Annotated in this window: 13 protein-coding genes and 2 pseudogenes; 6 read left to right on the forward strand and 9 right to left on the reverse strand. The window is 68.6% G+C overall.

From position 1 onward, the window contains the following. Nucleotides 1–1099: 1099 nt before the first annotated feature. Nucleotides 1100–1288: pseudogene (locus tag ACIBEC_RS46000) on the forward strand (hypothetical protein); the annotation flags it as partial. A 13-nt stretch (nt 1289–1301) separates the two neighbouring features. Here ACIBEC_RS46000 and ACIBEC_RS46005 read toward each other — a convergent pair. The 7 genes from ACIBEC_RS46005 to ACIBEC_RS46035 form a co-directional block, all read right to left on the reverse strand. Further along, complete coding sequence (locus ACIBEC_RS46005; RefSeq protein ID WP_360509919.1) at nt 1302–1541, reverse strand: hypothetical protein; 240 nt, start codon at nt 1539–1541, stop codon at nt 1302–1304. Nucleotides 1542–1705: 164 nt separating this feature from the next. Next, nucleotides 1706–2179, reverse strand: coding sequence for a protease inhibitor I42 family protein (locus ACIBEC_RS46010; RefSeq protein ID WP_360509918.1), 474 nt, complete (start codon nt 2177–2179; stop codon nt 1706–1708). Continuing rightward, nucleotides 2176–2565, reverse strand: coding sequence for a hypothetical protein (locus ACIBEC_RS46015; RefSeq protein ID WP_360509917.1), 390 nt, complete (start codon nt 2563–2565; stop codon nt 2176–2178). Before ACIBEC_RS46015 ends, ACIBEC_RS46010 begins: the two co-directional genes overlap by 4 nt. An 8-nt stretch (nt 2566–2573) precedes the next feature. Beyond that, nucleotides 2574–3407 (reverse strand): hypothetical protein, encoded by an 834-nt coding sequence (locus tag ACIBEC_RS46020; protein WP_360509916.1) that lies wholly within the window; start codon nt 3405–3407, stop codon nt 2574–2576. Next, a complete protein-coding gene (locus ACIBEC_RS46025; protein WP_360509915.1) occupies nt 3404–4153 on the reverse strand; it encodes a hypothetical protein in 750 nt (249 codons plus the stop codon). The genes ACIBEC_RS46020 and ACIBEC_RS46025 overlap by 4 nt, the downstream gene beginning before the upstream one ends. A 2-nt stretch (nt 4154–4155) precedes the next feature. Then, the gene (locus tag ACIBEC_RS46030) at nt 4156–4344 is read right to left on the reverse strand and encodes a hypothetical protein (protein ID WP_360509914.1); all 189 of its coding nucleotides are present in this window, start codon (nt 4342–4344) and stop codon (nt 4156–4158) included. A 412-nt stretch (nt 4345–4756) separates the two neighbouring features. Further along, nucleotides 4757–5620: an alpha/beta hydrolase gene (locus ACIBEC_RS46035; protein WP_360509913.1), complete on the reverse strand. Its 864-nt coding sequence runs from the start codon at nt 5618–5620 to the stop codon at nt 4757–4759. 50 nt (nt 5621–5670) lie between these two features. On the opposite strand from ACIBEC_RS46035, the gene ACIBEC_RS46040 reads away from it, so the two are divergent. Continuing rightward, complete coding sequence (locus ACIBEC_RS46040; RefSeq protein ID WP_360509912.1) at nt 5671–6276, forward strand: TetR/AcrR family transcriptional regulator; 606 nt, start codon at nt 5671–5673, stop codon at nt 6274–6276. Nucleotides 6277–6582: 306 nt separating this feature from the next. Here ACIBEC_RS46040 and ACIBEC_RS46045 read toward each other — a convergent pair whose 3' ends face one another. Then, nucleotides 6583–7299, reverse strand: coding sequence for a hypothetical protein (locus ACIBEC_RS46045; RefSeq protein ID WP_360509911.1), 717 nt, complete (start codon nt 7297–7299; stop codon nt 6583–6585). Nucleotides 7300–7703: 404 nt separating this feature from the next. Further along, entirely contained in the window at nt 7704–8804 is a 1101-nt protein-coding gene (locus tag ACIBEC_RS46050; protein WP_360509910.1) for a toll/interleukin-1 receptor domain-containing protein, read from the reverse strand. A 220-nt stretch (nt 8805–9024) separates the two neighbouring features. On the opposite strand from ACIBEC_RS46050, the gene ACIBEC_RS46055 reads away from it, so the two are divergent. From ACIBEC_RS46055 to ACIBEC_RS46070, 4 genes and pseudogenes are all read left to right on the forward strand, one after another. Beyond that, the gene (locus ACIBEC_RS46055; protein ID WP_360509909.1) at nt 9025–9501 is read left to right on the forward strand and encodes a DEAD/DEAH box helicase family protein; all 477 of its coding nucleotides are present in this window, start codon (nt 9025–9027) and stop codon (nt 9499–9501) included. Nucleotides 9502–9553: 52 nt separating this feature from the next. Continuing rightward, on the forward strand, nt 9554–9796 hold the full coding sequence (locus tag ACIBEC_RS46060) for a helicase associated domain-containing protein (protein ID WP_360509908.1): 243 nt from the start codon (nt 9554–9556) through the stop codon (nt 9794–9796). 240 nt (nt 9797–10036) lie between these two features. Then, nucleotides 10037–10408 (forward strand): annotated as a pseudogene (locus ACIBEC_RS46065) (transposase); the annotation flags it as partial. Nucleotides 10409–10638: 230 nt separating this feature from the next. Next, a complete protein-coding gene (locus tag ACIBEC_RS46070; RefSeq protein ID WP_360509923.1) occupies nt 10639–11667 on the forward strand; it encodes an aminoglycoside phosphotransferase family protein in 1029 nt (342 codons plus the stop codon). Nucleotides 11668–11916 lie beyond the last annotated feature (249 nt).

Consider the following 11916-nt stretch of genomic DNA (forward strand, 5'->3'; position numbering starts at 1 on the left):
CTCTTATTTCTTACACCCCGCGCCCTCCTGCTCGTATTTGGGGGGGGGGGGGGGGGCGCCGCGGGGCGGGGGGGGGCCGCCCCCCCCCGCCCCCCCCCCCCACTACTCGTCTGCCGCACCCGCGATGGCAAGCCTCCGAGCGCCCGTGGCCGCCCCTGCCTGATGCGCCGCCCTCGACCCGTCGGCCACAGCGTGGACGCGAACGTCAACCTCCGTCTGCGGCGCGGGCCTTCGCTACGCTGCCGCTGCCGCGGTCGGCTCATTGTCGATGTGCTGGCGGTGACCCGGTCCTCGCCGGACAGAGCGGCCCAGTACTCGTCAGCCCACACCGCATGGGAGGCTCGCCGCTCCGCTTCCTCCAGGCGGGCGGACTAGGCCAGCTGCTCCTCGCTCCGCCCCTGCCGGACGGCCTCCAGGTCGCCGCCCCGGGTCGAACGCGCGGCGCTCGGCCTGCACGGCCACCAGCGCCCGCTGCGCCGCGATCAGGTCATCGGTGTACTCGAAGGTCTTCTGCTCTCTGCCCACGTCAGGGAATCGCACGTGCGACCGAATCTGGCGCCCGGCTGCGCCCCGCCGATACTTTAGGCGATGGTGGGCCCACCCCAGGATTCCAAATCCCAAGCGCGCTCATCTTATTGGAATTTGAGGATATCGGTGCGCCTCCGAACGCGGCCCGGGGTGATTTGGCGGTCGGCTTTCCTCCAGAATCCTGTCACGGCTGTACCTGTCAAGGCCTCAGTGGCGTCGAGCTGTCGTTCAGGGACCACCACTGTTAGCTGCATCTTCGGGTGCCGGTATTTCCCTCAGGACTATCGGCATAGCTCTGCGGGGTCGAGGTGGAGCCGGGGTCACTCGATCCAGCGATAGCGCCACACGTGTTGCACGGACTAGCCTCAGCGGCACAGGCGCTGAGCTGCACCATGCCGCTATTCTGACCTCGGCTCGTCAGGGTGAACCTTTGCGAAGTCTCTGATGGGTCTGGAGCGTTGGCTGTATCCGGTGGTGTGTGAGATATGCGGATGGGGGCGGGCTGACCGCTGCGGGACGTGAGCGCCGGGAAGTGGTACGGACCCAGGCGGCCGAGCTGAAGATCTGCCCACCGGAAGTCCACGAGGCCCGCGAGCGGGCCCGCCACCAGCACTCCTCCCAACGCATCCCGGTCGAACACGCCCTCGCCGACCACAAACGATGGAAGGGCCTGACCCGCTGGACCCACCGTCGCAACACGCTCCCGGACACCTACCTCGCCGTCGCCGGCCTGGTCTCCGACCGCACCGCCACCACCTGAACCGAGCCGCAGCTCAGGCCAGCACATCCCCACCGCAATCACGCACCATCTCGTAAGAGCCCGCGTTCTTCGCCTTGGCGGGCTCGTGCCAGGGCGTCCGGACGACCATCCCGCCCGGCGTCAGGGCCCAGGTCCGGTAGCACTGGCCGCCGCCTGGCCGGGCCGGGGCCGGCATCCATCCGGCGCGGGCCTGGGAGGCCGGCGCGGACGCGGTGTGCTGGCCAAATGGCGGCGGGTCCGGGGGAGTCGTCATGCCGAGGACTCCGCCCGCCCGCCGCCGAACCCCGCCGCCACCCGAACGGACCACCCAGAGTGAGACTCACTAGCCCTGGCCTGCGGTGGGGGCGTTTGGAGCGGGCATGGGTGGCAGTGTGAATTCCGGGCCCGGGCGATGGTGGCGGGCAGGCCCATGGCGGCTCAGTGAACGTCGATGGTGAACTGGCGCCTGGTCTGCTGCGGGCCGCCGGAGAAGGTGCCACCGAGCTCGTCGCGGTACGGCACGTGCACGGTGATGGTGGTGCTGCCGGGGTTCTGGGCGCGGAAGGTGAAGTAGTACTGGCCGCCGGTGCCGAGGTTGCCTGTTCCTCCGAGGACGGGCAGGTCCTTGATGCCGAAGTTGTCGACGTATTCGTCGCCGGTGGCCTTCACGATGGTCGGGTCGGGGGCGGGGGTGGCCATGGTCCAGTTGTCGCCCGCCTCCCGGTAGGCGAACACCTCGATCGAGAACAACTCCCCGGCTTTGACGCTGAGTTGTCCCGAGGACTGGGTGAATACGGTGCCGTGGTCGAGTTTGCCGGTGGTCATCTTGTGGACGGCCACCGCGCCCGCGGTGGCCGCGACAGCCAACACCGCGGCTACTGCCAGCAGGGCTCGGCGCCACTGCCTTTTCATGAGTTCGCCTCTCGGTGGGTGACGCGCAGCGCGAGCACGGCGGCGACCGCTTCCAGCCAGCGGGCGACCAGCTGGTCGCCTGTCGGGTCCTGCACGACCATGGCGGCGGCCGTCAGCCAGCCGCGGGCCACGTCGGCCGCCGGTCCGGGCAGCGGTTCGGGCAGGCCGGCCGCGAAGCGGGTGCCGCCGGAGCGGACCACCTCGCCGAGGAAGACCAGGGCGCGCGGCATGACACCGAGCCGGTCGAGAGTGATCGCGGCGGCCACCACGCCGTCACCGAACAGGGTGGAGCGGTGCGGTCCCGGGTTCGGGAGGCCGAAGCGCAGCAGGATCTCGATGTCCAGTTCGGCCAGCTGGCTGTCGCTTTGGGGTTGTGGGGTGCTCATTTGGGGCCTCACTTGGGCATTCGCACGCTTCGGACTTCGGGGTGCCTGTCGTCGGAGGCGCCTTGCATGTGGTTGTTGACGAAGTCGCTCTCGCTGACCCAAACGGTGTAGCCCCAGGGGTTGTAGATCTCCAGCTGGTCGCCCCGGTGCCCGATGATCATCATCTGGTGGCCGTGGGGGTTGAGCAGGGTTCCGCCGTGGACGGACAGCGGGACGGGTTTGCCCTCGTCGATTTTCTGATCGATCTCGGCCAGCGCGTTCTGGCGCTTGTCGTGGCTGTCGAGGTCCACGTCGTGGTACTCCGCGCCGGTGTGCTTGGCGATCTCGTCGTCGGCGATGTTCTGGGACTCCCAGTCCCACATCCCGCCTTTCCAGAGGTGCATGAATGAGCGGGTGTCGTAGACCGGGTTGGTCTCCTTCTCCCACCGCTCCTTCGAGGCCGGGCCGTTGTCGTACGCCGGGTCGTCCGGGTGGCCGCCGGTGGTGAGCTGGAAGGCGAACAGCGGGTCGACCATCGCCCGGGCGGTCACCGTCGAGGCGGCCACGCAGGTGTCGTGCTGGCCCTGGTCCCAGCTGGCGCCCTTGTAGCCGGTCCCCGCTGTCTGGGCTGAGACCGCTTCGAGTTGCACGGGGGCGATCCGCTCGGTGAGCCAGCGGGGGTCGTCGCCGTGGGCGTGGATCTGGTCGTCGAAGGCCTTGATCTCGTCGTAGCTGTGCCCGGCGGCCAGGGCCTTCATCAGGTAGGCGCGCTCCTCGGCCGACTTGGTGCCGGCCAGCAGCTGGTCGAAGCGGGCGCGGTCGGCGTCGCTCATCTTGTCCATGAACTGGCCGGCCCGCGTCACGTCATTGGCCGTGAGGATGCCACCGTTGCCCTGGTTGCCGTCGAGGGCGGCATCGGCGATGACCAGCTTGTCCTCCGCGCCGAGCCCCTTGTTCTTGAACTTGCCGGCCAGCGCCTTGTCCGCCAGCGCGTGCAGCTCCCGGGCGGCGGCGCGGCCGCGTTCTCGGCCTTCACCGCGGCATCGTAGATCGACTTGATGCCCTCCTTCGCCTTCGCGTGGGCGCGGTGCATCTTGTCGTCGTCCCAGTGGAACGGGTCCGGCGCGCCGGAGACGGTGATGTCGTGCAGCAGGTTCAGCGCCTCGCTCAGCGGCGCTGCGCCCTGTCCGTGTAGGGTCTGCGCCTCGCTCAGCGCGGTGGCCAGCGCCTTGAGCTGGTCCCGGCCCTTGCCCAGCATCTCTCGGCAGCGGCCGAGGTCGTCGGCGGAGGCCTTGACCACCTCGACGGCTTTCTCGCCGACCTGCCCGGTCCGGGCGTCGGGCAGATGCTGCGAGCTGACCTGCGCCGCCTTCATCTGGATCTGGTCCACCTGGCTGCTGGCCGTGTTGTAGGCGGCGGCCAGTTCGCCGAGCTTGCCGGAGTCCCCCTTCGGTGCGGCCAGCTGCAGGGCGTCGTGCACGGCGTACTTCAAGTCGCCCGCGCCCCACATGCCGTGAGACTCGTCGATGGTCTTCTTCAGCCTCTCGGCCCGCTGCAGCTGGCTGCCGCCCTTGTCGTCACCGAGCGGATGCGCATCATGATCCGGCACGCTCAGGCCCCCTGCTGGTACTGCTGCTGGACGCCGTGGTCCGCCTTGGCGTAGTTGGCCGCCGTGGTGTGCACCTTGCCGCCCAGATCCGACAGTGCGTCGACGTTCACCTGCAGTTCGTCCTGCCACGCCGACCAGAACGCCTTCGCCGCGTGACCGGCGTAGTCACCGAAAACGGCAGAGTCGGACATAGTCAACTTGCCCAGGGTCTCCTTGACACCCCCCCCACGTCCCCACTGGCCGCCACCAGCTTGTCGCCCGCGTCCCCGAGCTTCTCCGGATGGGCACCGAAGCCCGTCCCGACACCATCACTAGCCATGATCCCCCCACAATCCCCTGACACGGTCCGTAGACCGCATGACAGCATAACGTCAACCCCGCTGGTCAGCTATCGAGTGCGTGCAGGGAACAGCACACCAGGGGCATACCGAACGGCCCCCGGCCAGCGCCAGCGTCGGCCGGGGGCACCCAAACCGCGTAGGCGTCTCCCGGAACCTGGCCAACACCCGACCTGACCACTCCGGCTATCACCGCCCTGAACCCCGGTGGAGGTGTCTCCTGTAAGGGTGGCGGCCCATGGCCCTGCAGGCAGACTCGTCTTGCCTAAGGGCCAACGGCGTGGAGGATACGGTCGGTCACCAGGTCCGGCTGGTCGGTCGGCAGCGCGTGGCCGGCGTCGGGCACGATCTCCACCCGGGCCGAGGGCACAAGCCTGCCCAGGCGGCCGGCGACGTCACGCGAGTCGTGCATGGCGCTGCGCGCCCCGAGTAGGAACAGCGCGGGAACGCGCAGGCCGCGCAGTTCCTCGTCGGAGAAGACCGGGGGCACCGGGAGTGCTCGGCGGAATCCAATCGATGCGCGCATCAGGCTCATCAGTTCGCTCTCCAGGATGGCGCTGTTGCCGACCAGGCGGGCCAGGCGGGGGCGGAGCGAGCGCGGTGCGGCTGCGGCGAGTCCGCCGGCGATGAGCCAGGCGTAGAACCGGGGTCCGAAGCCGGCGAAGCCCGCGGGATCCAGCAGGGTCAGGGAGGCGGTGCGGCCGGGGCGGTGGATCTGGTGGTTCAGCGCAAGCCAGCCCCCGTAGGAGCAGCCGACGACGTGGGCGGCCGGTACCTCCAGTGCGGCCAGGAGTTCGTCCAGCCAAGCAGCGCCGTCCCGACCGTTGCCGATGGGGGCGGTCTGCACGCTCGCGCCGGGCTCGCCGATCGTGTCGACGGCGATGACGGGGCGGTGCTGGGCCAGCTTGTCGATGTACTGGTACCACATCAGCGCATTTCCGCCCGCGCCGGGCAGCAGGATGATCGGCTCGCCGCTTGGCGGTCCGGTCCGGTAGGCGCGGGTGGTCCCGAACGTGGTCGGAAGGTCGAGCGCCGTCCGCTGCCCAGGCCACAGTTCCGCAAGTGTCCGCTCGTAGGCGGTGCGGAATCGGTCTTGGGCCCGGTTGTTCTTGAACTGGCTGATTCGCATGATACGTGTGTATCACGACATGATACGGGTGTACCACGAGAGGCAGGTCGATGAGCGTGCAGGTCGATCACGAGGAACGTCGACGACAGATCGCCGAGGCGCTCTTGCGTATCGCCGACACCCAGGGCCTGCAGGCGGCCAGCATGCGGGCGGTCGCCGCCGAAGCCGGCGTCTCCCTGCGGCTGGTGCAGTACTACTTCACGACCAAGGAAGGGCTGCTGCTCGACGCGCTGGCCAGGCTCGGTGCCCAACTTCAGGCCCGCATGGAGCAGTGGATCAGCGCGGCGGGATCCCCGCCCACGCCGCGCGGCATCGTGACCGCGGTCCTGTCGTGCATCCTGCCGACCGATCCGGAAAGCCGCCGGATCACCAGGACCTACGCCGCCTACTACACGCTGGTGCTCAGTGACCCCGAGGTGCTGGAGAAGCACGGCGCGCGGCTGCCAGAGCTGCTGGAGGGCTTCCTCACCAAACAGATCCGCGCGGCCCAGGAGGTCAGGCAGATCGACTCCGGCAAGAACCCCGAGATGACCGCCGCCGGACTGTTGGCCATGGTCAACGGCCTCGGCTCGAGCGTGTTGGGTGGCCAACGCACCGGCGACGCCGCGCTGGCAATCCTCACCCATCACCTGGACGAGCTGTTCCGATCGCCTTGAAAAAGGCGGCAGGACCCGTCTCGGGTCCTGCATGACGCCGGACCCATCAGCCAGGTCGGACAGCAAACCATCGTGGCCGCCATCGCCGCGTTGTACTGAGGCGGGGGCCGACAAGGCCAGTTCAACCTGAGTAGGAGAGCGGCCACGGACGCCGCGGGCCCGGGATGTTCGGAACTGGTTCCAACATGAATGGCAATCCACCGCAGGTTGCAAGAAGCACGACCAGATGGTTCCAACAAACGTGTCCCGCAAGGTCAAAACGTCCAGGTCACCACACCACGTTGGTTCCAACTACCGTGTCCCGGCTCAAGCGACCACTCCGCCGTTGCACGGCTGGCCGGGTGCGTCAGGTTTCGGCCTGTTCGGGTTCTTCTGCTTCTGCGGGAATGGTCCAGCGCAACAGGGTGGTGGTGCCGCGCTGTTCCAGGGTGACCGCGTAGACCTGGTTCCAGGCTCGTTCGCCATGGTGGCGCATGGAGTGGTCGCCCGGGTCCCAGCCCAGGCCCAGGACCTGGCATCCGTCGATCTCGATCTGCCCGGCGAGCAGGGGTGGGTCTGTCCGGCCCGGTCGAGCAAGTGGAAGTGGGTGTGCGCGTCCACGGAGACCACCAGGCCGACACGGGGCCCTTTCGACAGCCAGCTCTGGAGCTGGTCGGCGAACTCGTGGGCTTCGTGCAGGGGGAGATCGAGCCGCCCATAGGGCCCCTGCCCGCCGTACTGGGGTGTCCGCTCGCCGCCGAAGCGGGCGTGGGCGTCGTCCTCGTACTTCCCCCAGTACGTGACGTCGGCGAGCCCGTCGATCGACTCACCCGGCAGTCCGACGAACGAGTCGAGGGCGCGGGAGTCCCCGAGGACCATGCCGCACCGGTCGACCGGCAGGTCACCGAGCCGGATCGGTTCTCCGTCGCGGCTGCTCGGCCAGGGCAGGCCGAGGTCGACTTCCAGGACCGTGATGACCGGCACGTCGTACGAGACCCACGTTTCGGCGCGCACCTTCAGCGGCTGGTCGGCGGCGGCCGGCACCGCGACCGCCTCACAGAACCATTCGCTTCTCGGGCCGCTTGCGGGCTCGTGTAGGTGGCCGCCACCGTGCTCTGCGGCGGCCAGCGCCCGCGTGGACAGCGGATCGCCGATTCCGGGGTTCGTCCCGCGCGCGGACGGTACCGAGGAGCGCACCTACGGTTCCGCGTCCACGGGCGGGTTCGACGCCGCCGAGTGGTCGCAGCGGGTCGCCGAGCACCACGGCGACGTCACCGAGGCGATCGGGCCTGGCTGGTGGAGACCGGCCGCGCCGTCGATGCGCCGACATCCAGTACCTGGAAGTCCGCGGCTGGATCCCCGAGTAGCACCAGCTGCCCCGCCTGACCCGGCACACGAAGGTGTGACTGAGCGCTTCACTTGGCCACTGAGCAGGTGAGTTGGCCAGTTCAGTCCGAGAGCTGATCGGCTTGCGGCGGTTCTGCCTCGCCCAGGAGTTGGAGCAGTATTGAACCTTGGTGCCAGTCGCTGGGTGTCCTGGCCGGTCTGGCACGGATGGCTTCGGGGACATCCCGGCAGCCCTCGCTGCTGAACTGCGGGGGATATTGCGCCCCGAATTCGCTGGCATACTTCCCGCAGCAGGGGAACTGGTAGATGTCTGCGTAACCGTCCCTAGCCCCGGTCACCCGGACGTGTACAGGGCGTTCCGGGTGCCACTTCTTGGCCTCGATCTTCAGCAGGGACTTCAGATAGGCGGTCATCTGCCTGAATTCGTCGATATGGAACGGGTGGACAAAGCTTGCGCGCCGTTCCCGGAGCCGGATCTCTGCCAGCAGGTAAGGCTCGACGACCTCGCGCAGTTCGTCCAGCCTGGCGCCTTGGATTTCAGAGATCAAGCGGACTTCCTCCTCCTGCTCTCGGCCGAGGTGCAGGAAGTCGAGCACGACATCGGACAAGAGGCTGGCCTCGGTGGGTCTGCGTGCCGCCCATTCCTCAGCCTCCTGCAGCGCGCTGCCGCGCAGTAGGTGGCTGGTCGGCCTCCGAGCCGTGTCCCACCGTCTGGCGGCGGCGGTCACCTGTGTGGCCATGCGGTACCAGCGCACGTCATGGCGGAGCGCGTCCGTCAGCAACTGCAGGGATTCTGCATCGTGCTGTTCGCCCACCTCCATGAAGCTGACCTTCATGTTGAGCGCCGCGAGGCGTGGCGGCGCCTTCTCGTAGTCGATGGGCCTGCAGAGAACGGGGATCAGCCGCTTCCCGAGTGCTTGGGCGAACGCGATCTCCTCATCGCATATCCGCGAGCGCGCAGAGTCGGGAGACACGACGAAGACGACGACGTCCGCCGCAGTGATCATCTCTTCTAAGCGGGTCCACCAGGCATCTTCGGCTGAGATGCCTGTGTTGATACCCAGTCGGTCGTCGGTCGACAGGTCGTAGTCGACGAGGAATCCCCGCTCTTGTAGCTGCTCGGCGAGCCAGGCGACGAACCGGGAGTCTTGGCGGGAGTAAGACACGAACACGCGGGTCTGCTGGCCGGCATCTTGTCGCATGAAGGCCCCTCGCTCTCGATCAACCTGAAATGCCGTTTGGATCAATGACATGCATCTCGGAAACCGGTGGTTGCTGTCAATAGTATTCGGGATGCGGTCAGTGGACACGCACGCTAAGCCACCCAAATAGGCTCAATTACCGCAAATCTGTCTAAGCCATGCCCGGCTGACGCTCAACTGGCCAACTGGAGCGCTCAGTCACAGAAGGAGACGCACTGCCGTGGACACCACGACCACCACGACCATCGCCGATGCTGCCGCGTTGCCCGCCCGGGCGCTCCCGCTCCCGGCGCAGCCGACCGCCGGCACCACCGCCGCCGGTCGGGTGAACCCGTTGCCGCTGCACTGGTTCCAGAAGCACGCGGTCGCGGCCGCCGTGCGCGAGGTGAAGGACGGCGGCCGGGCGACGGTCGTGGCGGCGACCGGATCCGGGAAGACGCTGATCGCGGCCGGGTGCGCGCGGCGCGTGGCCGCGCGTGGCGGGGTGTTGGTGCTGGTGCCGACGATCGAGCTGCTGGAGCAGACGGCGGAGTCCTGGTCGCTGAAGGGCGGGCGCCGAGGCCTGGCGGTGGCGGCCTGTTCCCGGGAGGAGGCGCTGGAGAGCGCCGAGGCTGGCGGCCGCGTCCACGCCCAGGTCACCAGCAAGGCCCGCGGATCGCGGACTTGGTCGCCGCTGCGCGGCCGGGCGTGCCGGTGACCGTGTATGCCACGTACGCGTCCCTGGAGCGCATCGTCCAGGCACACGGGGAGTGTGGTCTGCCGGCCTGGGATTTGGTCGGAGCCGCTCGTACCGTCGCCTGCTCGCCTACCTCGCCGCCGGCGGCACCCTGGACGGCCCCGCCAACCGCACCGGTCTCGGTGACGACCCGGCGTTTCGGCCCGGCGCCTGGCTGCGCAAGCAGGACAAGGCCCGCACCGACGGGAAGCTGACCGAGCAGCAGACCGCGCTCTTGGACGCCCTCACCCGGCACGCCGAGACCGTCACCGGCTGACCCGCCCCGTAGCGCCGTCCCGGCCCGCCACGGCCGGGACGGCCTCCCGTTCCGACGTCCCCGGCACGCCCTCTGCCCGGCCCCCACCACTGGTGGCGGCCGCCGTTGAACCGCCACCCCGCCAGAAGGGAAAGCAGCCCAGTGACCCACCCTCTGCCGATGCCCGGCGACAGCCGTACCGACCTCCTCGACAATCTCGCCTACGAAGCCCTGACCTAGCGGGCCGTCGACGCCTTCGAGATCGCCCTTTACCGAGGCCCGCTGGACGAGATCGTCCGCGAGGGCGCCAGGCGGATGCCGGCCGCCGCACTGGAAGCCGAGGTCAACGCCTACATCGCCGAGTTGGCCCACGAGAAGGGCGAGAGCGGGCGCCGCCTGGTTGTCCGCAACGGCTACCACCAGCCGAGGAAGGTCACCACCGCCGCGGGTGTGATCGAGGTCAAGGCCCCGCGGGTGAACGACAAGCGCGTCGACGACGCCACCGGCGAGCGCAAGCGGTTCTCCTCGGCGATCCTGCCGCCCTGGTGCCGCAAGTCCCCGAAGATCGCCGAGGTGCTGCCACTGCCCTACCTGCACGGCCTCTCCTCGGGAGACTTCGTCCCGGTCTTCAAGCTCGTCGAGTCCGCCCAGGCCCGGTGGCGCTCGGTCAACGGCGCCCACTTCGTTCCACTCGTCCGTGCCGGAGCCCGCTTCGAACGTGGCCAGCTCATCGAGCGCCCCGAAGCCCTCACCGCCGCATGAACAAGATCTATACCGAGCGCCTGCCCCAGCTGCAGGGTGAACTGGCCGATCCTCCAACTCGCTCTGACAGCAAATGTATTCACGTGTGGAAGGATGAGGGCATGTGGTCACGACTGCCCTTCGGGGAGAAGCTCAGGGCTGAGCTGGGTTCGCCCCGACGGGCCCGCAGGCTGGGCAGCAGCCCGCGATCGCGGGTGTGGCGGGCCGAGCTGTCGGGCACATCCGTGGTAGTCAAGCAGCTCATCGACGGCCCGGAAGCAGCAGAGAGGTATGCCCGCGAGGTCACGGCCCTGCAACTCGCGTCCAAGGTCGACCCGCCCGTGGTGCCAATGCTCCTCGCCACCGATCCGGGCGAACGGGTGCTGGTCCTGGAACATTTGGACCACCAGGAGCCGCGCGAGGACTGGATCGTGGACTACGCGTCAGCGCTGGCCCGGCTCCATGCGGCCACCCGCGCCGACGCTACGGACAGTCTTCCGACCTGGTCGGGCCCGACTCAGGATGACGCCGACTCTTTCCTCAGGCTTGCCCAGACGCTCGGCGTGGTGGTGCCGTCCGGCGCGCGAACTGAGCTGGACGGCCTGGTGAACCGCCTGACCTGGATGACGGGCCATGCCCTGCTGCACGGTGATCCCTGTCCCGGCAACGACATGCACACCGCCGGCGGCGTGAGGTTCATCGACTTCGAACAGGCCTCCCTGGGCAACGGGCTCGTGGAACTCGCCTACCTACGCATCGGCTTCCCGACCTGCTGGTGTGCCACCGCTCCGCCTCAGGTACTGCTCGACGCAGCAGAGACCGCCTACCGGACGGCATGGCGCAGCGCGACCGGCACCGAGGTCCAAGACGATCTCACAGACGCATGCGCCGGCTGGCTGCTACGGGGCGACGCATTGGTCCAGCGGGCCCAGCGCGGGACCATCGACCACCTGGGCAAAATCCCGAATCGCGACTGGAAGTGGGGCACCGCGACCGCCCGCCAGCGGCTGGCACACCGTCTCCGGGCCGTCAGCCAGATGGCCACCGGGAGCAGCGAGCTGAAGGATTTCGGACGGCTCGCCGCGGCCATGCGCGAGAGCATGCTCACCCGCTGGCCCGAGCTTCGGCCGCTGCCCTCGCAACGGCCATAAAAGACACTCCGCCCGGCACCCCGGCCAACGGCGCGAACCCCCGAACCACAGGTCTTGACAATTCCTCATATGAGCCCGGTCGAGCACCACAGTGCCGACCGCCGTGAAGCCCACATCGAGCAGAGCAGATCCGGACTTCAGCTCTTCGCCTAACGGGACCCGACGGGCCGTGAGGGAGACTACGGTCCGTAGCCGCCAGCGGGTGAGCACTCCGTTCGCCGGAGCCGTTCGAGCTCTGCTGTCAGACCG

Origin of the sequence: Kitasatospora sp. NPDC051164, from assembly GCF_044455625.1 — a bacterium.
Lineage (GTDB): Bacteria > Actinomycetota > Actinomycetes > Streptomycetales > Streptomycetaceae > Kitasatospora.